This is a genomic window from Streptomyces sp. NPDC093795, assembly GCF_044764665.1.
In the GTDB taxonomy this organism is placed as follows: domain Bacteria; phylum Actinomycetota; class Actinomycetes; order Streptomycetales; family Streptomycetaceae; genus Streptomyces.
The window spans coordinates 627,091-648,178 of record NZ_JBIWIO010000001.1; the positions used below are offsets into that span (position 1 = coordinate 627,091).

The window sequence follows — 21,088 nt, forward strand, 5'->3', positions numbered from 1 at the left end:
GGTGACCGAGATGAAGATCCGAACCGACTTCCCGTACGAGACCCGGCACGAAGATGTCCGGATCCCGCTGCCCGACGGGACGAGGCTGTACGCGCGCGTGTGGCGCCCGCTCACCGAGGAGCCCGTACCGGCCCTCCTGGAGTACCTGCCCTACCGCCTCACCGACTGGACCGCGCCCCGCGACTGGCAGCGCCACCCCTGGTACGCCGGCCACGGCTACGCCTCCGTACGCGTGGACGTCCGCGGCCACGGCAACAGCGAGGGCCTGCCGGGCGACGAGTACGACCCGGTCGAGCTCGCGGACGGCGTGGCCGTCGTGAACTGGCTCGCCGAGCAGCCCTGGTGCACCGGGAAGGTCGGCATGTTCGGCATCTCCTGGGGCGGCTTCAACTCGCTCCAGATCGCCGCCCTCGCCCCCGAACCGCTCAAGGCGATCGTCACCGTCTGCTCCACCGACGACCGCTACGACAACGACGTCCACTACATGGGCGGCTCCGTCCTCGCCGTCGACATGCACGCCTGGGCCGCCACCATGCTCGCCTTCGTCTGCCGCCCGCCCGACCCCCGGTACGTGGGCGAGGAGTGGCGCCCGATGTGGCTGAACCGCCTGGAGGCCGTGGAGCCCTTCGTCCACACCTGGCTCGCCCACCAGACGCGGGACGCCTACTGGCAGCACGGCAGCGTCTGCGAGGACTACTCCGCGATCGGGGCCGCCGTCCTCGCCGTCGGCGGCTGGCACGACCCGTACCGGGACACCGTCCTGCGGCTCGCCCAGCACCTCCCCCAGGACCGGGTGCGCGGCATCATCGGCCCCTGGTCCCACCAGTACCCGGACCGTGGCCTTCCGCCCGGCCCCGCGATCGGCTTCCTCCAGGAGACCCTCCGCTGGTGGGACCACCACCTCAAGGGCGTCGAGAACGACGTCATGGCCGAGCCGCTGCTCCGCTCCTGGATCAGCGAGTCGCACCTCCCGGCCACGGTGTACGAGGAGCTGCCGGGCCGCTGGGTCGCCGACCCCGCCTGGCCCTCCCCGCACGTCTCCCCCGTCACGTACGCCTTCCAGGGCGCGCCCGTCGTCGTCGACTCGCCGCAGCAGACGGGGCTCGACGCGGGCCGCTTCTTCCCCTTCGGCAACGAGGCCGACCTGCCGCCGGACCAGCGCGACGAGGACGCCCACTCGGCCTGCTTCGACTTCGCGATCCCGGAGGACGGCGGCCCCGTCGAGATCCTCGGCCGCCCGTCGGTGAGCCTCGCCCTGCGCACGGCCGCCCCGACCGGGCAGGTCATCGCCCGGCTCTGCGACATCGCCCCGGACGGCTCCTCCACCCTCGTCACCCGGGGCGTCCTGAACTTCTCCGCCCGCTACGGCCGCGACCGGGCCGTGGAGGCGCAGATCGGCGAGACGGAGAGCTTCGTCGTCGAACTGAACGGCATCGGGCACAGCTTCTCGCCGGGCCACCGGGTCCGCCTCGCCGTCTCGTCCACGTACTGGCCGTGGATCTGGCCCCAGCCGGACGCGGCGGGCTTCACCCTCGACCCGGCCGGCTCCTCCCTCACCCTGCCGGTCCGCCGCCCCACCGAGGACGCCGTGGCGTGGGAGGAGCCGGAACAGTCCGAGCCCCTGGGCGTGTCCTACCCGGCCACCCTGGAGGAGCCCCGCCCGGAGCGGCTGGTGGTCAGGGACGTGGCGAAGGGCGAGTGGACCCTGGAGGTCGACCCGAGATACGGCGGTACGCGCGTGTACCCGGACGGCCTGGAGTTCTCCGAGGACGCCGTGGAGACGTACACGATCGACGAGAGCGGCCCCCTGTCCGCCCGGACGCGCTCGGAGTGGGCGATCCGGCTGCACCGCCCGGAGGACGCCTGGGACGTCACGGTGGACACCCGCTCGGAGATCACCTGCGACGCGAACTCCTTCTTCACCACGAACGAGGTGGTGTGCAAGGAGGGCTCGGAGGTCGTCTTCCACCGGACGTGGGAAAAGCGGATCCCCCGCACGGCGGGCTGAGAGCCGCGCCGTACGGGGGATCCGGAGGCCTTACGCGCTCGCGCCGGCCTTGCGGCGGCGGGCGACGAACAGCGCGCCCGCGCCGAGGACGACGGCCGCGCCGGCCGCGAGGCCGATCTGCGTCACGTTGTCGTTCGCACCGGTGGCGGCGAGGGTGCCGTTCACCGGGGTGCTGGACGAGCCGCCCTGCTGGGTGGTGTTGCTGTTGCCACCGGTGGAGGCGGTCGGCGCCGGGGTGGGCGTCGCGGTCGTCTCCGACGGGGTCGGCTCCGGCGTCGGCTTCGGCTTGTCGCCCTTGGCGGCGACGATGTCGAAGTAGGCCTCCGAGTAGCCGCCCATGCCGCACGAGCCGTCGTTGTTCTCGTACTCGGCGTAGGTGAAGGCCGCACCCTCGCCGGCGGGGGCATCGGCGGCGACCGTCAGACGCAGCTTCACGTCGTAGCTGGCGCCCTTGGCGAGCTTGCCGACCTCGATGGAGTCCAATTCATCGGTGACCGGGGTCCACTCGAGGACGTCCGGAGATGACCACTCGATGGGGATGAGCCGGTCGGCGACGTCCGACTCCTCGTCGATGACCTCATCGGGCTCACCGGACTGCAGCGCGTCGGCGAAGGCGGTGACGGCGTCCAGGGTGCGGTCGGACGTGTTGGTGAACCGCAGCGAGAAGACGGCGGGCTGGCCGGCGGTGAGCGTCTTCGGGCCGCTCAGCGCGAGCTTGAGGGAGGGGTCCTCCTTGCACTCCCCGCCGATCTCCTCGAAGAACTTCAGCTCCTCCTTGGCCTCGGCGAGGTCCTTGGCGGCGGCCTTCTGCACCTTCTGGGCGAGGGTGACGACACCTGCGGCGGCGTCGCGCGCGTCGTCGAAGGCCTTGCCGGCCTCCGCGGACTTCGTGTCGGCGGCGGTCTTGGCGGTGGCGGCCTGGTCGGCGGTCGCCCTCGCGGCGGTGACGGCAGCGGCAGCGGCCGTCTTCTGCTCCTCGGTGGCGTCGGCGGGCAGCTCCGTGACGGCCTTCTCGGCCTTGGCGAGGTCCTCGTCGGCGAGGACCTTGGCCGCGGCGGCGGCGTCGGCGGCCGTCTTGGCCTCGGTCATCGCGGCCCTGAGGGGGTGCTCGGGCTTGTCGAAGGCCTTCAGTGCGTCCTTGGCCTTGGCGACGTCGGCCTCGGCCTCGTCGAACGCCTTCTGCGCCAGCGCGACGGCGGCCTTCAGCTCCTCCAGCGAGGGCATCTCGTCCTTGGGGTCCTCGTTCGACGCGGGCTTCTGCGTCGACGCCTGGGACGGCTTGGTATCGGCGAACGCCGGCGTGGCGGAGAGGAACACGGCCGGGGTGGTCACGGCGGCGGCCACGGCGGTCGCGAGAATGCGACGAATCTTCACAGTGCGGGACCTTTTTCCTGGTCAGGGTGAAAGGAAAGAAAGTGCGGCGCGCGCCAGCGGCGACTTCACGCGGCGCGCTACCACCGAGATCGTATGGCCGCGAACGCCCCTGCGGGAGACCCGTTTTCGCAGCTCCGGGACGGGCTCCGACCCCACCCGGCACCTAAACCGCGCGAAGCCGGACAGTTGCCCACGGAGGCCGCGCTTTCTGTGTGATCCATGTCATCCGCGCCCGGCGGCCCGCCCCGTAACGTGTCCTCCACACACCTGGAAAGCGAGGCACGTACCGATGTCCGAGCACAGCCCGCTCGACCTGGCCGAGGGCGATCCCTTCGGCCCGCACAACCTCCCGTACGGCGTGTTCTCCACCGCCGACGAGCCCGACCGGCGCCGGCTCGGCGTCCGGATCGGCGGGCACGTGCTGGACGCGGGTGCCGCGGCGCACGCGCTCGGCTCCCCGTACGCGGCGCTCCTCGCGCAGCCGAGCCTGAACCCGCTCCTCGCGGCCGGGCGGACCGCCTGGCGTGACGTACGCCGGGCGCTCACGGCCTGGGTGACGGTGCCGGCGCACCGGGCGGACGTCGAGCCGCTGCTGCACCCGCTGGACGGGGTGACGCTGCACCTGCCGTACGAGGTCGCGGACTACGTCGACTTCTACGCGAGCGAGCACCACGCGACGAACGTGGGCCGGATCTTCCGCCCCGACGGCGACGCGCTGACCCCCAACTGGAAGCACCTGCCGATCGGTTACCACGGCCGCGCGGGCACGGTGGTGGTCTCCGGGACCGATGTCGTACGTCCTTCCGGGCAGCGCAAGGCGCCCACCGACGCGGCCCCGGTCTTCGGGCCCTCGGTCAAGCTGGACATCGAGGCGGAGGTCGGCTTCCTCGTCGGCGCCCCGTCGGAGCTGGGCAGGCCGGTGGCGCTCTCCGACTTCCGGGAGCACGTCTTCGGTCTGACGCTGCTCAACGACTGGTCGGCGCGGGACGTGCAGGCCTGGGAGTACGTGCCGCTCGGCCCGTTCCTGGGCAAGTCGTTCCAGACGTCGGTGTCGGCCTGGGTGACGCCTCTTGAGGCCCTGGACGCGGCCAGGACCGCGCCTCCGGCCCGGGACTTCCCCCTCCTTCCGTATCTGGACGACGCCGCCGAGGAGGAGCCGGGCGGCTTCGACGTGCGGATCACGGTGGAGATCAACGGCGAGGTGGTGGCGGAGCCGCCGTTCTCCTCCATGTACTGGACGGCCGCGCAGCAGCTCGCGCACATGACGGTGAACGGCGCCTCGCTGCGCACGGGTGACCTGTACGGCTCCGGGACGGTCTCGGGGCCCGAGGTGAACCAGCGCGGTTCGCTCCTCGAGCTCACCTGGAACGGCCGGGACGCGCTCGAACTGGCCGGTGGCAAGCGGACGTTCCTGGAGGACGGCGACGAGGTCACGCTCACCGCCTGGGCCCCCGGCCCGGACGGCACGCGCGTGGCCCTCGGTGAGGTCAGGGGCCGGATCGCCCCCTCCGCCTGACCCCCGGGGATCGTGCGGCGGCTCTCTCCCTCCAATGGCTCACCCCGCGTGCGGCGCCCCCGTCGGGCGGCCGATGCTGCTGGAGGTGGCGGGAGCAGGGGAGAGCCCGCCCACACCTGGCGCCCCGCACCGGGGCGCCCCCCTCCCGAGGAGCAGACCCACATGTCCGCACGACCCCGCCCCCTCATAGCCGCGCTGGTCCTGACCGTCACCGCCTCGCTGGCCATGGGGGCCGCCCCGGCGGTCTCGGCCGCCCCCGTCGCGAAGCCGGTCACCGACTTCCCGCATCCGGACCTCAAGAAGACGTACGACGCCACGGTGAAGTACAGGTCGGAGCAGAGGGCCATCGACGACGGCTTCCTGCGCACCGACGAGTGCGTCGAGGACCCGGAGCTCGGCGGCATGGGCTACCACTACGTGAACCCGGCGAACATCGGCTCGACGGATCCGAGGAGGCCCGCCGCGGTGTTGTACGAGGAGGACCACAAGACCGGCAAGCGCGAGCTGGTCGCGCTCGAGTGGGTCGTCCCCGACCCGAACGGGAACCTGCCCAGGCCGCGGCTCTTCGACCGGGGCTTCGACGGACCGTTCGACTTCGCGCCCGTCGGACCCCACTACTCCCTGCACGCGTGGATCTACAAGAAGAACCCGAAGGGCGTCTTCACCCCGTACAACCCGCGGGTGCACTGCACCCCCTGCCCTGAGGACCACCCGAAGGCGTAGGCGTACGACGAAGGGCCCGGCCTCCAGCGACGGAGACCGGGCCCTCGGTGTCGTACGGGAAGCGCTACCGCACGAACACGCTCGCCTGGTTCGCCAGGTCCAGGAAGTACTGCGGCGCGACGCCGAGCACCAGCGTGACCGCGACGCCCGTCATGATCGTGACGGTCGTCAGGGCCGAGGGCACGGCGACCGTCGGGCCGTCCGCCTTCGGCTCGCTGAAGAACATGAGCACGATCACCCGGATGTAGAAGAACGCGGCGATCGCCGAGGAGATCACACCGACCACGACGAGGACGCCCGCGCCGCCGTCGGCCGCCGCCTTGAAGACCGCGAACTTGCCCGAGAACCCGGAGGTCAGGGGGATCCCGGCGAAGGCGAGCAGGAAGACCGCGAAGACCGCCGCGACGAGCGGTGAACGGCGGCCGAGACCGGCCCACTTGGACAGGTGCGTCGCCTCCCCGCCCGCGTCCCGCACCAGGGTGACGACCGCGAACGCGCCGATCGTCACGAAGGAGTACGCGCCCAGGTAGAACAGGACCGACGAGATCCCGCTCGGGGTGGCCGCGATGACACCGGCGAGCAGGAAGCCCGCGTGCGCGATGGACGAGTACGCGAGGAGCCGCTTGATGTCGGTCTGGGTGATGGCGACGATCGCGCCGCCCAGCATGGTGACGATGGCGACGCCCCACATGACGGGCCGCCAGTCCCAGGTGAGGCCGGGCAGCACCACGTACAGCAGGCGGAGCAGTGCGCCGAACGCGGCGACCTTGGTCGCGGCGGCCATGAAGCCGGTGACGGGGGTCGGGGCGCCCTGGTAGACGTCGGGGGTCCACATGTGGAACGGCACGGCGCCGACCTTGAAGAGGAGCCCCATCAGGACCATGGCGAAGCCGATGAGCAGCAGTGCGTCGTTGCCCATGGTGTCGGCGAGCGCCGGGTTCACGGAGGTGACCGAGCCGTCGACGACGTCGGCGATGGTGGCGTACGAGACGGAGCCCGCGTAGCCGTAGAGCAGGGCGATCCCGAAGAGCAGGAAGGCCGAGGAGAACGCGCCGAGCAGGAAGTACTTGACGGCCGCCTCCTGCGACATCAGCCGCTTGCGGCGGGCGACGGCGCAGAGCAGGTACAGCGGGAGGGAGAAGACCTCCAGGGCGACGAAGAGCGTCAGGAGGTCGTTGGCGGCCGGGAAGACCAGCATGCCGGCGATGGCGAACAGTGCGAGGGGGAAGACCTCGGTGGTGGTGAAGCCGGCCTTGACGGCGGCCTTCTCCTGGTCGCTGCCGGGGACGGCGGCGGCCTCGGCGGCGAAGGAGTCGACCTTGTGGCCGTGGTCGGCCGGGTCGAGCCTGCGCTCGGCGAAGGTGAAGATGGCGACGATCGAGGCGAGGAGAATGGTGCCCTGGAGGAAGAGGGCGGGTCCGTCGACGGCGATGGCGCCCATGGCCGCGATGTGGGCCTTGGTGGAGCCGTAGCCGCCGGCGGCCAGGCCGACGATCGCGGCGAAGGCGGCGACGAGCGCGACCACGCTGAGGAACAGCTGGCTGTGGTAGCGGCCCTTGCGGGGCACGAAGGCCTCGACGAGGACGCTGAGGATCGCCGCGCCGATGACGATGAGTACGGGCGACAGCTGGGTGTACTCGATGTGCGGCGTCGGGATCTTGTTCAGCGGATCCGCAGCGGTCGTCCACAGGGTGTGGACAGAGGATGCGACGGCGGATGTGCTCACTTGGCTGCCTCCGCGTTCTGGACAGGCACAGCTGGCTGCGGGTCCTTCTGCTGTACGTCGGACATGGTGTGCCGCACCGCCGGGTTGACGACGTCCGTGAGCGGCTTCGGGAAGACCCCGAGGAAGATCAGGACGGCGATCAGCGGGACGACCACCGCCAGTTCTCGTGCCCGCAGGTCGGGCAGCGACCGCACCTCCTCCTTCACCGGCCCGGTCATCGTCCGCTGGTACAGGACGAGGGTGTAGAGCGCGGCGAGGACGATGCCGGTGGTGGCGATGATTCCGGCCACCGGGTAGCGGGCGTACGTGCCGACCAGGACCAGGAACTCGCTGACGAACGGGGCGAGTCCGGGCAGCGACAGGGTCGCGAGGCCGCCGATCAGGAAGGTGCCGGCGAGCACCGGGGCGACCTTCTGCACCCCGCCGTAGTCGGCGATGAGCCGCGAGCCGCGCCGGGAGATCAGGAACCCGGCGACGAGCATCAGGGCGGCCGTCGAGATGCCGTGGTTGACCATGTAGAGCGTGGCGCCGGACTGGCCCTGGCTGGTCATCGCGAAGATGCCCAGGATGATGAAGCCGAAGTGCGAGATCGACGCGTACGCCACCAGGCGCTTGATGTCCCGCTGGCCGACCGCGAGCAGCGCCCCGTACACGATGCTGACGAGGGCGAGGGTGATGATCACGGGGGTGGCCCACTTCGAGGCCTCGGGGAAGAGCCCGAGGCAGAAGCGGAGCATCGCGAAGGTGCCGACCTTGTCGACGACGGCGGTGATGAGGACGGCGACCGGGGCGGTCGCCTCCCCCATCGCGTTCGGCAGCCAGGTGTGCAGCGGCCACAGCGGGGCCTTCACCGCGAAGGCGAGGAAGAAGCCGAGGAACAGCCAGCGCTCGGTGCTGGTCGCCATCTCCAGGGAGCCGTTGGCCCGGGCCTCGGCGATCTCCGTGAGCGAGAAGTTCCCCGCGACCACGTAGAGGCCGATGACGGCGGCCAGCATGATCAGGCCGCCGGCCAGGTTGTAGAGGAGGAACTTGACCGCCGCGTACGAGCGCTGGGCCGCCGCGTTCTCGTCGGAGCCCGCGTGGGCGCGGTCGCCGAAGCCGCCGATGAGGAAGTACATCGGGATGAGCATGGCTTCGAACAGGATGTAGAAGAGGAAGACGTCGGTGGCCTCGAAGGAGAGGATCACCATCGCCTCGACCATGAGGATCAGGGCGAAGAAGCCCTGCGTGGGTCGCCACCGCTTGGAGGTGGTCTCCAGGGGGTCGGCGTCGTGCCAGCCGGCGAGGATCACGAAGGGGATGAGCAGCGCGGTGAGCGCGATGAGCGCCACCCCGATGCCGTCGACCCCGAGCTCGTAGCGGACGCCGAAGTCCTTGATCCAGGCGTGCGATTCGGTCAGCTGGTACCGCTCGCCCCCGGGCTCGAACCGTACGAAGACGACGGCGGCGAGCACGAGCGTGGCGAGGGAGACGAGCAGCGCCAGCCATTTGGCGGCGGTGCGGCGGGCGGCGGGGACGGCGGCGGTGAGGATCGCACCGATCGCCGGAACCGCCGCTGTCACCGTAAGGAGCGGGAAAGACATGGGAGTTACACCGCCCTCATCAGCAGGGTCGCGGCGATCAGCACCGCAGTACCTCCGAACATGGAGACCGCGTACGAGCGGGCGTAGCCGTTCTGCAGCTTGCGCAGCCGGCCGGAGAGGCCGCCGACGGATGCGGCGGTGCCGTTGACCACGCCGTCGACCAGGGAGTGGTCGACGTAGACGAGCGAGCGGGTCAGGTGGGTGCCGCCGCGGACGAAGACGGCGTGGTTGAAGTCGTCCTGGAGGAGGTCGCGGCGGGCGGCCCGGGTGAGGAGCGAGCCGCGCGGGGCGACGACCGGGACGGGCTTGCGCCCGTACTGGAGGTAGGCGAGGCCGACGCCGATGACCATGACGGCCACGGTGGCGGAGGTGACGGCGGCGGCGCTGATCGGCGGGTGGCCGTGGGCGTAGCCGGTGACCGGCTCCAGCCAGTGCACGAACCGGTCGCCGACGCCGAAGATCCCGCCCGCGAAGACCGACCCGAAGGCCAGCAGGATCATCGGGACGGTCATGGTCTTCGGAGACTCGTGCGGGTGCGGCAGCTCGCCCTTCTCGTCGGCCTGCCACCGCTTCTCGCCGAAGAAGGTCATGAGCATCACGCGGGTCATGTAGTACGCGGTGATGGCCGCGCCGAGCAGGGTGACGGAGCCGAGGATCCAGCCCTGGGTGCCGCCCTTGGCGAAGGCCGCCTCGATGATCATGTCCTTGGAGAAGAAGCCGGACAGGCCGGGGAAGCCGATGATCGCGAGGTAGCCGAGGCCGAAGGTGACGAAGGTGACCGGCATGTACCTCCGCAGGCCGCCGTACTTCCGCATGTCGACCTCGTCGTTCATGCCGTGCATGACCGAGCCGGCGCCGAGGAACAGCCCGGCCTTGAAGAAGCCGTGCGTCACCAGGTGCATGATCGCGAAGACGTAGCCGATGGGGCCGAGTCCTGCCGCCAGGATCATGTAGCCGATCTGCGACATCGTCGAGCCTGCGAGGGCCTTCTTGATGTCGTCCTTGGCGCAACCGACGATCGCACCGAAGAGGAGCGTGACGGCGCCGACCACGACGACCACCGTCTGCGCGTCCGGGGCCGCGTTGAAGATGTTCGCGGAGCGGACGATCAGATAGACACCGGCGGTCACCATCGTGGCCGCGTGGATGAGGGCCGAGACCGGGGTCGGGCCCTCCATGGCGTCCCCGAGCCAGGACTGCAGCGGCACCTGGGCCGACTTGCCGCAGGCGGCGAGGAGCAGCATCAGACCGATCGCGGTCATGGTGCCCTGGGAGGTCGTGTCCGCCGCTCCGAGCACCGGCCCGAAGGCGAAGGTGCCGAAGGTGGTGAACATGATCATGATGGCGATGGAGAGGCCCATGTCGCCGACCCGGTTGACCAGGAAGGCCTTCTTCGCGGCGGTGGCCGCGCTGGGCTTGTGCTGCCAGAAGCCGATCAGGAGGTACGAGGCGAGGCCGACGCCCTCCCAGCCGAAGTACAGGAGCAGGTAGTTGTCGGCGAGGACGAGCAGGAGCATCGCCGCGACGAACAGGTTGAGGTAGCCGAAGAAGCGGCGGCGGCGCTCGTCGTGCTCCATGTACCCGATGGAGTACACGTGGATGAGCGTGCCGACGCCGCTGATCAGCAGGACGAACGTCATCGACAGCTGGTCGAGCTGGAAGGCGATGTCCGCCTGGAAGCCCTCGACGGGGATCCAGGAGAAGAGCCGCTGGTGCAGGGCGCGGTCCTCGGCGCCCTTGCCGAGCATGTCGGCGAAGAGGACCAGGCCGAGGGCGAAGGAGACGGCCGCGAGCAGCGTGCCGATCCAGTGCCCGGCCTTGTCGAGGCGCCGTCCGCCGCAGAGCAGGACGGCCGCGCCGAGCAGGGGTGCCCCGACGAGCAGAGCGATGAGATGTTCCACGGTCAGCCCCTCACAGCTTCATCAGGCTTGCGTCGTCGACCGAGGCCGAGTGGCGGGCACGGAAGACGGACACGATGATCGCGAGCCCGACGACGACCTCCGCGGCGGCGACGACCATCGTGAAGAAGGCGATGATCTGGCCGTCGAGGTTTCCGTGCATACGGGAGAAGGCGACGAACGCGAGGTTGCAGGCGTTGAGCATCAGCTCGACGCACATGAAGACCACGATCGCGTTGCGCCGGATCAGCACCCCGGCCGCACCGATGGTGAACAGCAGGGCGGCGAGGTACAGGTAGTTGACGGGGTTCACCGGGTGGCCTCCTCTTCGTCCCGGTCCCGGCCGAGCCGCTCCTCGGAGCGCTGCTCGAGGGCCTTGAGGTCGGCGAGGGCCTCGGTGGACACGTCCCGGATCTGGCCCCGCTTGCGCAGGGTCTGCATGACGGTGAGCTCCGCCGGGGTGCCGTCGGGCAGCAGTCCCGCGATGTCCACGGCGTTGTGCCGGGCGTAGACGCCGGGGGCCGGGAGCGGCGGCAGGTGCTTGCCTTCCCGTACGCGCTGCTCGGAGAGCTCGCGCTGGGTGCGGGCCCGCTCGGTGCGCTCGCGGTGGGTGAGCACCATCGCGCCGACGGCGGCGGTGATGAGGAGCGCGCCGGTCATCTCGAAGGCGAAGACGTACTTGGTGAAGATGAGGGCGGCGAGGCCCTCGACGTTCCCGCCGTGCGCGCTGTTGGCGGCGCCGAGGCCGGCGAACTCCGTCAGGGACGCGTTCCCGATGCCGGCGGCGAGCAGGATGCCGAAGCCGAGACCGCAGGCGACGGCCCACCAGCGCTGGCCCTTGAGGGTCTCCTTCAGCGAGTCCGCGGCCGTGACTCCGACCAGCATGACGACGAAGAGGAAGAGCATCATGATCGCGCCGGTGTAGACGACGATCTGGACGATGCCGAGGAAGTACGCCCCGTTGGCCAGGTAGAAGACCGCCAGGATGATCATGGTTCCGGCGAGGCAGAGCGCCGAGTGGACGGCCCGCCTCATCAGGATCGTGCACAGCGCGCCGATGACGGCGACGGTGCCGAGGACCCAGAACTGGAAGGCCTCACCACTGGAGGTCGTGTATGCGGCGAGCTGCGCGCTCATGCGTCGGCCCCTTCCGGCTCGCCCGTCTCCCCCTTGGACACGGCGACCTGACGGACCGTGTCGGGCGCGGCCTTGTCGACAAGACCCAGGTAGTAGTCCTGTTCGGTCATGCCGGGGAAGATCGCGTGCGGGGTGTCGACCATGGTGTCCTCGAGTCCCGCGAGGAGCTGCTCCTTGGTGTAGATCAGGTTCGCGCGGGAGGAGTCGGCCAGCTCGAACTCGTTGGTCATCGTCAGCGCCCGCGTGGGGCAGGCCTCGATGCACAGCCCGCACAGGATGCAGCGGGCGTAGTTGATCTGGTAGACGCGGCCGTAGCGCTCGCCGGGCGAGTAGCGCTCCTCGTCCGTGTTCTCCGCGCCCTCCACGTAGATGGCGTCGGCGGGACAGGCCCAGGCGCACAGCTCGCAGCCGACGCACTTCTCCAGACCGTCGGGGTGACGGTTGAGCTGGTGCCGGCCGTGGAAGCGGGGCGCCGTCGTCTTCTGCTGCTCCGGGTACTGCTCCGTCAGCCGCTTCTTGAACATGGCCTTGAAGGTCACGCCGAAGCCGGCCACCGGATTCTGGAAGTCAGACACCGTCCGTCTCCTTTCCATCACTCGCAGTAGCAGTATCGGGGGCGCCACTGACAACGAGGTCCCGGTCCCGCCGCGGCCCGCGCCGGGGCACGGTCGGCAGGGACTGTCCGGGCTTGGGCGGTACGGGGAAGCCGCCGGCCATCGGGTCGAAGGTGGGCTCGTCGGCGGGTCCTGCCGCTTCCGCCTTCGCCTTCCGGTCGCGGAAGACGTCGACGACGAAGGAGAGCAGCAGCAGCGCGAGGACGGCTCCCGCCACGTACAGGACGACGTTGGTGAAGGCGATGTTCTCGTTCCGCAGCGCCCGGACGGTGGCGACCAGCATGAGCCAGACCAGGGAGACCGGGATGAGGACCTTCCAGCCGAGCTTCATCAGCTGGTCGTAGCGGACGCGGGGCAGGGTGCCGCGGAGCCAGATGAAGAAGAAGAGCAGCAGCTGCACCTTGAGGACGAACCAGAGCATGGGCCACCAGCCGTGGTTGGCGCCCTCCCAGAAGGTGGAGACCGGGTACGGGGCCCGCCAGCCGCCCAGGAAGAGGGTCACCGACACGGCCGAGACCGTCACCATGTTCACGTACTCGGCGAGCATGAACATCGCGAACTTGATGGACGAGTACTCGGTGTTGAAGCCGCCGACGAGGTCGCCCTCGGACTCCGGCATGTCGAACGGGGCGCGGTTCGTCTCGCCGACCATCGTGACGATGTAGATGATGAACGACACCGGCAGCAGGATCACGAACCAGCGGTCCGCCTGCGCCTCGACGATCGCCGAGGTCGACATCGACCCGGAGTAGAGGAAGACCGACGCGAAGGCCGCGCCCATGGCGATCTCGTACGAGATCATCTGCGCGCAGGAGCGCAGGCCGCCGAGCAGCGGGTACGTGGAGCCGGACGACCAGCCGGCGAGGACGATGCCGTAGATGCCGACGGAGGCGACCGCGAGGACGTACAGCATCGCGATCGGCAGGTCGGTGAGCTGCATCGCGGTGCGGTGGCCGAAGATCGAGACCTCGTTGCCCGCCGGGCCGAAGGGGATCACGGCGATCGCCATGAAGGCGGGGATCGCGGCGACGATCGGGGCGAGGACGTAGACGACCTTGTCGGCCTTCTTGACGATCACGTCCTCCTTGAGCATCAGCTTGATGCCGTCCGCGAGGGACTGGAGGAGGCCCCAGGGGCCGTGCCGGTTGGGGCCGACGCGCAGCTGCATCCAGGCGACGACCTTGCGCTCCCACACGATGGAGAAGAGCACGGTGATCATCAGGAAGGCGAAGCAGAAGACGGCCTTGATCAGGACGAGCCACCAGGGGTCCGTGCCGAACATGGACAGGTCTTCGGCGGCGAGGGTGTTCATGCCTGGACCTCCGTCGTGGTGACCGCGCCGATGCGGACCAGGTCGCCGGGGTGGGCGCCGGTGTCGGAGAGGACGCCCCGGCCCGCCGAGTTCAGCGGGACCCAGACGACCCGGTCGGGCATCTCGGTGACCTGGAGCGGGAAGGCGACCGAGCCCGCGGGGCCGGTGACCTCCAGGACGTCGCCGTCCTTGACGCCGGTGTCGGCGGCGGTCGTGGCGGAGAGCCGGGCGACCGCCGCGTGCCGGGTGCCGGCGAGGGCGGTGTCGCCCTCCTGGAGCCGGCCCAGGTCGAGCAGCAGCCGGTGTCCGGCGAGGACGGCCTCGCCGTCCCCGGCGCGGGGCGCGGGCTGGCCGGGCTCGACGGGCTCGGAGGCCCGCTCCTCGGTCCAGCCGCCGAGCCGGTCCAGCTCCCGCCGTACGGCCCTGAGGTCGGGCAGCGCCAGGTGGACGTCGAGGGCGTCGGCGAGCATGTGGAGCACGCGCGCGTCCCCGGGGGCGACGGGCCGGGTCATCTGCTCGGGCTTGAGCGCGGCCTCGAAGAGCCGGGCCCTGCCCTCCCAGTTGAGGAAGGTGCCGGCCTTCTCGGCGACGGCGGCGACCGGCAGGACGACGTCGGCGCGTGAGGTGACCTCGCTGGGCCGCAGCTCCAGGGAGACCACGAAGGCCGCTTCGAGGGCTTCACGCGCGCGTGCCGGGTCGGGCAGGTCCGCGACCTCGACGCCCGCGACGAGCAGCGCGCCGAGTTCGCCGGTGGCCGCGGCCTCGATCATCTGGCCCGTGTCGCGCCCGTAACGGAGCGGGAGTTCACGGACGCCCCAGGCGGCCGCGACCTCCTCACGCGCGCGGGGGTGGGTCGCGGGCCGGCCGCCGGGCAGCAGCGCCGGGAGCGCTCCGGCCTCGACGGCTCCGCGTTCGCCGGAGCGGCGCGGGATCCACACGAGCCGTGCGCCGGTGGCGGCCGAGGTGCGCAGGGCGGCGGTGAGGGCGCCGGGGACGCCCGCGAGGCGCTCGCCGACGACGAGGACGGCGCCTTCCTCGCGGAGGGCCTCGGCGGCGGCGAGTCCGTCGCCCTCCAGTCCGACCCGGGAGGTGAGCGCGTCGAGCCACTCGGTCTCGGTGCCGGGGGCGGCGGGCAGCAGGGTGCCGCCGGTCTTCTCCAGGCCCCGGGTCGCGTAGGCGGCGACCGCGTACGTCCGCTGGCCCTTCTTCCGCCAGGCCTTCCGCAGCCTCAGGAAGACGCCGGGCGCCTCCTCCTCGGCCTCGAGACCGACGAGGAGGACGGCCGGTGCGGCTTCGAGCGAGGTGTACGTGATCCCCGTGCCGTCGAGGTCGCGGCCGCGCCCGGCGACGGCGGAGGCCAGGAAGTCGGCCTCCTCGCCGGAGTGGATGCGGGCCCGGAAGTCGACGTCGTTGGTGTCGAGGGCGACCCGGGCGAACTTGGCGTACGCGTAGGAGTCCTCGACGGTCAGCCTGCCTCCGGTGAGGACGCCGGTGCGGCCGCGGACGAGGCCGCGGGCGGCGGCCTCCAGGGCCTCCGGCCAGGACGCCGTCTCCAGCTCACCGGTGTCGGGGTTCCGGACGAGCGGGGTGGTGAGCCGGTCGCGCTGGTGCGCGTACCGGAAGCCGAAGCGGCCCTTGTCGCAGATCCACTCCTCGTTGACCTCCGGGTCGTCGGCGGCGAGCCGCCGCATGACCTTGCCGCGCCGGTGGTCGGTGCGGGTGGCGCAGCCGCCCGCGCACTGCTCGCACACCGACGGCGAGGACACCAGGTCGAAGGGGCGGGAGCGGAAGCGGTAGGCGGCCGAGGTGAGGGCGCCGACCGGGCAGATCTGGATGGTGTTGCCGGAGAAGTACGACTCGAAGGGGTCTCCGACGCCGGTGCCGACCTGCTGGAGCGCGCCGCGCTCGACCAGTTCGATCATCGGGTCGCCGGCGACCTGGTTGGAGAAGCGGGTGCAGCGGGCGCAGAGCACGCAGCGCTCGCGGTCGAGCAGTACCTGGGTGGAGAGCGGGATCGGCTTCTCGTACGTCCGCTTGACGCCTTCGAAACGGGATTCGGACTGTCCGTGGGACATGGCCTGGTTCTGCAGCGGGCACTCGCCGCCCTTGTCGCAGACGGGGCAGTCCAGCGGGTGGTTGATGAGCAGCAGCTCCATCACGCCGTGCTGGGCCTTCTCGGCGACCGGGCTGGTCAGCTGCGACTTCACCACCATGCCGTCGGTGCACGTGATGGTGCAGGAGGCCATCGGCTTGCGCTGGCCCTCGACCTCGACGATGCACTGGCGGCAGGCGCCCGCGGGGTCGAGGAGCGGGTGGTCGCAGAAGCGCGGGATCTCGATGCCGAGCTGTTCGGCGGCGCGGATGACCAGCGTCCCCTTGGGGACGGAGATCTCGGCGCCGTCGATGGTCAGCGTCACGAGGTCCTCGGGCGGGACGGGCGCGCTGCCGCCGCCGCTGGGGGTGGACGCGATGACGGTCATGCGGTCACCTCCTTGTGGTTGTCCGCCCAGGCGGTCGACTTGGCGGGGTCGAAGGGGCAGCCCCGGCCGGTGATGTGCTGCTCGTACTCCTCGCGGAAGTACTTCAGCGAGGAGAAGATCGGCGAGGCGGCGCCGTCGCCGAGGGCGCAGAACGACTTGCCGTTGATGTTGTCGGCGATGTCGTTCAGCTTGTCGAGGTCGGACATCTGTCCTCGTCCTGCCTCGATGTCGCGGAGCAACTGGACGAGCCAGTAGGTGCCTTCGCGGCAGGGGGTGCACTTGCCGCAGGACTCGTGGGCGTAGAACTCGGTCCAGCGGGTGACGGCCCTGACGACACAGGTGGTCTCGTCGAAGCACTGGAGTGCCTTGGTGCCGAGCATGGATCCGGCGGCGCCGACGCCCTCGTAGTCGAGGGGCACGTCGAGGTGCTCGTCGGTGAACATGGGGGTGGAGGAGCCGCCGGGGGTCCAGAACTTGAGGCGGTGGCCGGCGCGCATGCCGCCGCTCATGTCGAGGAGCTGGCGCAGGGTGATCCCGAGGGGCGCCTCGTACTGGCCGGGTGAGGTGACGTGTCCGCTGAGCGAGTAGAGCGTGAAGCCCGGGGACTTCTCGCTGCCCATCGACGTGAACCATTCCTTGCCGCGCTGGAGGATCGCGGGAACGGACGCGATGGACTCGACGTTGTTCACGACAGTGGGGCAGGCGTACAGACCGGCGACCGCGGGGAAGGGGGGTCGCAGCCGGGGCTGGCCGCGGCGCCCTTCGAGCGAGTCGAGCAGCGCGGTCTCCTCACCGCAGATGTACGCGCCGGCGCCGGCGTGCACGGTGAGTTCGAGGTCGAGTCCGCTGCCGAGGACGTTCGTGCCGAGGTAGCCGGCCGCGTAGGCCTCGCGGACGGCCTCGTGGAGGCGGCGCAGGACGGGGACGACCTCGCCGCGCAGATAGATGAAGGCGTGGTTCGAGCGGATCGCGTAGCAGGCGATCACGATGCCCTCGATGAGGGAGTGCGGGTTGGCGAAGAGGAGCGGGATGTCCTTGCAGGTGCCGGGCTCGGACTCGTCGGCGTTGACGACGAGGTAGTGCGGCTTGCCGTCGCCCTGCGGGATGAACTGCCACTTCATGCCGGTGGGGAAGCCGGCGCCGCCGCGTCCGCGGAGGCCGGATTCCTTGACGTACGCGATGAGGTCGTCGGGGCTCATCGCGAGGGCCCGCCTGAGGCCCCGGTAGCCCTCGTGCCGTTCGTAGGTCTCCAGGGTCCAGGAGTCGGGCTGGTCCCAGAAGGCCGAGAGGACGGGCGAGAGGAGCTTCTCGGGGCTGCTGTTGTTGATCTCGGCGGCCAAGGTCATCACTTCCCCTCCTGACCGGAGGACTCACCGCGCGGGTGGACGATTCGGTGGGACGGGTTCTCGCCCTTGGCCAGGCGCAGGCCGACGAGGGAGGCGGGGCCCGCGCCGCCGGTGGCCTCGACGGCGCCGGGGCGCTCGTCGGGGAAGCCGGCGAGGATGCGGGCGGTCTCCTTGAAGGTGCAGAGCGGGGCGCCGCGGGTGGGTTCGACGGTCCGTCCGGCCCGCAGGTCGTCCACCATCTTCTTGGCGGACTCGGGGGTCTGGTTGTCGAAGAACTCCCAGTTGACCATCACGACGGGCGCGAAGTCGCAGGCGGCGTTGCACTCGATGTGTTCGAGGGTGATCGTGCCGTCCTCGGTGGTCTCGTCGTTGCCGACGCCGAGGTGCTGCTTGAGCTCCTCGAAGATGGCGTCGCCGCCCATGACCGCGCACAGCGTGTTGGTGCAGACGCCGACCTGGTAGTCGCCGGAGGGCTTGCGCCGGTACATCGTGTAGAAGGTGGCGACGGCGGTGACCTCGGCGGTGGTGAGGCCGAGGAGGTCGGCGCAGAACCGCATGCCGGTACGGGTCACATGGCCCTCCTCCGACTGCACGAGGTGCAGCATCGGCAGGAGCGCGGAGCGGGAGTCCGGGTAGCGGGCGATGATCTCGCGCGCGTCCGCTTCGAGCCGGGCGCGTACCTCGGCGGGGAAGTCGGGGGCCGGCAGCTGCGGCATCCCGAGCTGGATGTCCGTCATCGGTCGACGCCTCCCATCACGGGGTCGATGGAGGCGACGGCGACGATGACGTCGGCGACCTGGCCGCCCTCGCACATCGCGGCCATGGCCTGGAGGTTGGTGAAGGACGGATCGCGGAAGTGGACCCGGAAGGGGCGGGTGCCGCCGTCGGAGACGACGTGCACGCCGAGCTCGCCCTTGGGCGACTCGACGGCCGCGTAGGCCTGCCCGGCGGGAACCCGGAAGCCCTCGGTGACCAGCTTGAAGTGGTGGATCAGGGCCTCCATGGAGGTGCCCATGATCTTCGCGATGTGGTCGGTCGAGTTGCCGAGGCCGTCGGCGCCGAGCGCGAGCTGCGCGGGCCAGGCGATCTTCTTGTCGCCGACCATGACGTCGCCCGGCTCCAGGCGGTCGAGGCACTGCTCGACGATCCGGAGGGACTGCCGCATCTCCTCCAGGCGGACGAGGAAGCGTCCGTAGGAGTCGCAGGTGTCGGCGGTCGGGACGTCGAACTCGTAGTCCTCGTAGCCGCAGTACGGGTCGGTCTTGCGCAGGTCGTGCGGGAGGCCCGCGGAGCGCAGGATCGGTCCGGTGGCGCCGAGGGCCATGCAGCCGGTGAGGTCGAGGTAGCCGACGTCCTGCATACGGGCCTTGAAGATGGGGTTGCCGGTGGCGAGCTTGTCGTACTCCGGCAGGTTCTTCTTCATGGTCTTCACGAACTCGCGCACGGCGTCGACGGCGCCGGGCGGGAGGTCCTGGGCGAGGCCGCCGGGGCGGATGAACGCGTGGTTCATGCGCAGCCCGGTGATCAGCTCGTACAGGTCCAGGATCATCTCGCGGTCCCGGAAGCCGTAGATCATGATCGTGGTGGCGCCGAGCTCCATGCCGCCGGTGGCGATGCACACCAGGTGGGAGGAGAGCCGGTTGAGCTCCATGAGGAGCACCCGGATGACGCTGGCCCGGTCCGGGATCTGGTCGGTGATGCCGAGCAGCTTCTCCACGCCGAGGCAGTACGCCGTCTCGTTGTAGAACGAGGTGAGGTAGTCCATGCGCGTGACGAAGGTGGTGCCCTGCGTCCAGGTCCGGTATTCGAGGTTCTTCTCGATGCCGGTGTGGAGGTAGCCGATGCCGCAGCGGGCCTCGGTGACGGTCTCGCCGTCGATCTCCAGGATGAGCCGGAGCACGCCGTGGGTGGACGGGTGCTGGGGGCCCATGTTGACGATGATGCGTTCGTCGTCGGCCTTGGCGGCGGACTGGACGACCTCTTCCCAGTCGCCACCGGTCACCGTGTAGACGGCGCCTTCTGTCGTCTCGCGGGGAGACGCGTGGGGAGTTGTCACGAGTACGACCTCCGCTGGTCCGGAGCCGGGATCTGGGCGCCCTTGTACTCGACGGCGATGCCGCCGAGGGGGTAGTCCTTGCGCTGCGGGTGGCCCTGCCAGTCGTCCGGCATCATGATCCGGGTGAGGGCGGGGTGGCCGTCGAAGACGATGCCGAAGAAGTCGTACGTCTCGCGCTCGTGCCAGTCGTTCGTCGGGTAGACGGCGACGAGGGACGGGATCCGCGGGTCGGCGTCGGGGGCCGAGACCTCGATCCGGATCAGCCGGCCGTGGGTGAGCGAACGCAGGTGGTAGACCGCGTGCAGCTCGCGGCCCTTGTCTCCCGGGTAGTGGACGCCGGAGACGCCGGTGCAGAGCTCGAAGCGGAGCGCCGGGTCGTCGCGGAGGGTGCGGGCCACGCGGACGAGGTGCTCGCGCTCGATGTGGAAGGTGAGCTCGTCGCGGTCGACGACCGTCCTCTCGATGGCGTTGTCCGGGAGCAGGCCCTGCTCCTCCAGGGCGCCCTCGAGTTCGTCGGCGACCTCGTCGAACCAGCCGCCGTACGGGCGGGTGGCCGGGCCGGGGAGCCGGATCGAGCGGACGAGGCCGCCGTAGCCGGACGTGTCGGCGCCGCTCTGGGCGCCGAACATGCCGCGCTGGACCCGGACCTCCTCGCCGTGGTCCCCGCGCTGACCCGGCAGGTTCTGCGCGCTGAGTTCCTTCTCGGGGTTGGGCGTCTCGTCACCTTTCGGCGTCTTGTCACCCTTCGGCGTTTCGTCACTCACCGCAGAAGACCCTTCAGTTCGATCGTCGGCAGCGCCTTGAGCGCCGCCTCCTCCGCCTCCCGGGCCGCCTCCTCGGCGTTCACGCCGAGCTTGGAGGTCTGGATCTTCTGGTGGAGTTTGAGGATCGCGTCGAGCAGCATCTCCGGGCGCGGCGGACAGCCGGGCAGGTAGATGTCGACCGGCACGATGTGGTCGACGCCCTGGACGATCGCGTAGTTGTTGAACATGCCACCCGAGGAGGCGCAGACGCCCATGGAGATGACCCACTTGGGGTTGGGCATCTGGTCGTAGACCTGCCTCAGGACGGGCGCCATCTTCTGGCTGACCCGCCCGGCCACGATCATCAGATCGGCCTGGCGCGGCGAGCCGCGGAAGACCTCCATGCCGAAGCGGGCCAGGTCGTACCGGCCGGCTCCGGTGGTCATCATCTCGATGGCGCAGCAGGCGAGGCCGAAGGTCGCGGGGAACACGGACGCCTTGCGCACCCAGCCCGCGGCCTGTTCGACCGTCGTCAGCAGAAAGCCGCTCGGGAGTTTCTCTTCGAGTCCCAT

Annotated in this window: 17 protein-coding genes; 3 read left to right on the forward strand and 14 right to left on the reverse strand. The window is 70.4% G+C overall.

Features of this window, described 5'->3' with window-relative positions; all coding sequences use genetic code 11:
- The first annotated feature begins 10 nt into the window (after positions 1-10).
- Positions 11-2,008, forward strand: a complete 1,998-nt coding sequence (locus ACIRB7_RS03040; protein WP_403591425.1) for a CocE/NonD family hydrolase — start codon at positions 11-13, stop codon at positions 2,006-2,008.
- Positions 2,009-2,038: 30 nt separating this feature from the next.
- On the opposite strand, the gene ACIRB7_RS03045 is transcribed toward ACIRB7_RS03040, so the two are convergent.
- Positions 2,039-3,382: a peptidase gene (locus tag ACIRB7_RS03045; protein WP_403591427.1), complete on the reverse strand. Its 1,344-nt coding sequence runs from the start codon at positions 3,380-3,382 to the stop codon at positions 2,039-2,041.
- A 289-nt stretch (positions 3,383-3,671) separates the two neighbouring features.
- Here ACIRB7_RS03045 and fahA point away from each other — a divergent pair, with 289 nt between their 5' ends.
- Entirely contained in the window at positions 3,672-4,898 is a 1,227-nt protein-coding gene (gene fahA / locus ACIRB7_RS03050) for a fumarylacetoacetase (protein ID WP_403591429.1), read from the forward strand.
- Between the two features lie 162 nt (positions 4,899-5,060).
- The gene (locus tag ACIRB7_RS03055) at positions 5,061-5,621 is read left to right on the forward strand and encodes a hypothetical protein (protein WP_403591432.1); all 561 of its coding nucleotides are present in this window, start codon (positions 5,061-5,063) and stop codon (positions 5,619-5,621) included.
- Positions 5,622-5,685: 64 nt separating this feature from the next.
- Here the strand turns inward: ACIRB7_RS03055 and nuoN are convergent, their stop codons facing one another.
- Genes nuoN through ACIRB7_RS03120 form a run of 13 tightly spaced genes read right to left on the reverse strand, consistent with a single transcriptional unit; the run spans position 5,686 to position 21,088 of the window.
- On the reverse strand, positions 5,686-7,347 hold the full coding sequence (gene nuoN, locus ACIRB7_RS03060) for an NADH-quinone oxidoreductase subunit NuoN (RefSeq protein ID WP_403591435.1): 1,662 nt from the start codon (positions 7,345-7,347) through the stop codon (positions 5,686-5,688).
- Positions 7,344-8,930 carry an NADH-quinone oxidoreductase subunit M gene (locus tag ACIRB7_RS03065; RefSeq protein ID WP_403591438.1) on the reverse strand — a complete coding sequence of 529 codons (1,587 nt, stop codon included), beginning with the start codon at positions 8,928-8,930 and terminating at the stop codon, positions 7,344-7,346. The genes nuoN and ACIRB7_RS03065 overlap by 4 nt, the downstream gene beginning before the upstream one ends.
- A 5-nt stretch (positions 8,931-8,935) precedes the next feature.
- Positions 8,936-10,831, reverse strand: a complete 1,896-nt coding sequence (gene nuoL, locus ACIRB7_RS03070; RefSeq protein WP_403591441.1) for an NADH-quinone oxidoreductase subunit L — start codon at positions 10,829-10,831, stop codon at positions 8,936-8,938.
- 10 nt (positions 10,832-10,841) lie between these two features.
- Complete coding sequence (gene nuoK / locus ACIRB7_RS03075) at positions 10,842-11,141, reverse strand: NADH-quinone oxidoreductase subunit NuoK (RefSeq protein WP_030214504.1); 300 nt, start codon at positions 11,139-11,141, stop codon at positions 10,842-10,844.
- The gene (locus ACIRB7_RS03080; protein ID WP_403591444.1) at positions 11,138-11,965 is read right to left on the reverse strand and encodes an NADH-quinone oxidoreductase subunit J; all 828 of its coding nucleotides are present in this window, start codon (positions 11,963-11,965) and stop codon (positions 11,138-11,140) included. Before ACIRB7_RS03080 ends, nuoK begins: the two co-directional genes overlap by 4 nt.
- Positions 11,962-12,558: an NADH-quinone oxidoreductase subunit NuoI gene (gene nuoI / locus ACIRB7_RS03085; RefSeq protein ID WP_403591447.1), complete on the reverse strand. Its 597-nt coding sequence runs from the start codon at positions 12,556-12,558 to the stop codon at positions 11,962-11,964. The genes ACIRB7_RS03080 and nuoI overlap by 4 nt, the downstream gene beginning before the upstream one ends.
- Positions 12,533-13,891 carry an NADH-quinone oxidoreductase subunit NuoH gene (gene nuoH, locus ACIRB7_RS03090; RefSeq protein ID WP_403591449.1) on the reverse strand — a complete coding sequence of 453 codons (1,359 nt, stop codon included), beginning with the start codon at positions 13,889-13,891 and terminating at the stop codon, positions 12,533-12,535. Before nuoH ends, nuoI begins: the two co-directional genes overlap by 26 nt.
- Positions 13,888-16,371 (reverse strand): NADH-quinone oxidoreductase subunit G, encoded by a 2,484-nt coding sequence (locus ACIRB7_RS03095; protein ID WP_403591452.1) that lies wholly within the window; start codon positions 16,369-16,371, stop codon positions 13,888-13,890. The genes nuoH and ACIRB7_RS03095 overlap by 4 nt, the downstream gene beginning before the upstream one ends.
- On the reverse strand, positions 16,368-17,717 hold the full coding sequence (gene nuoF / locus ACIRB7_RS03100) for an NADH-quinone oxidoreductase subunit NuoF (RefSeq protein ID WP_403591455.1): 1,350 nt from the start codon (positions 17,715-17,717) through the stop codon (positions 16,368-16,370). Before nuoF ends, ACIRB7_RS03095 begins: the two co-directional genes overlap by 4 nt.
- The gene (nuoE, locus tag ACIRB7_RS03105) at positions 17,717-18,454 is read right to left on the reverse strand and encodes an NADH-quinone oxidoreductase subunit NuoE (protein WP_403591458.1); all 738 of its coding nucleotides are present in this window, start codon (positions 18,452-18,454) and stop codon (positions 17,717-17,719) included. Before nuoE ends, nuoF begins: the two co-directional genes overlap by 1 nt.
- Complete coding sequence (locus tag ACIRB7_RS03110; protein WP_403591461.1) at positions 18,451-19,773, reverse strand: NADH-quinone oxidoreductase subunit D; 1,323 nt, start codon at positions 19,771-19,773, stop codon at positions 18,451-18,453. Before ACIRB7_RS03110 ends, nuoE begins: the two co-directional genes overlap by 4 nt.
- A complete protein-coding gene (locus tag ACIRB7_RS03115; RefSeq protein WP_403591464.1) occupies positions 19,770-20,537 on the reverse strand; it encodes an NADH-quinone oxidoreductase subunit C in 768 nt (255 codons plus the stop codon). The genes ACIRB7_RS03110 and ACIRB7_RS03115 overlap by 4 nt, the downstream gene beginning before the upstream one ends.
- Positions 20,534-21,088 (reverse strand): NADH-quinone oxidoreductase subunit B family protein, encoded by a 555-nt coding sequence (locus ACIRB7_RS03120; RefSeq protein ID WP_024756031.1) that lies wholly within the window; start codon positions 21,086-21,088, stop codon positions 20,534-20,536. The genes ACIRB7_RS03115 and ACIRB7_RS03120 overlap by 4 nt, the downstream gene beginning before the upstream one ends.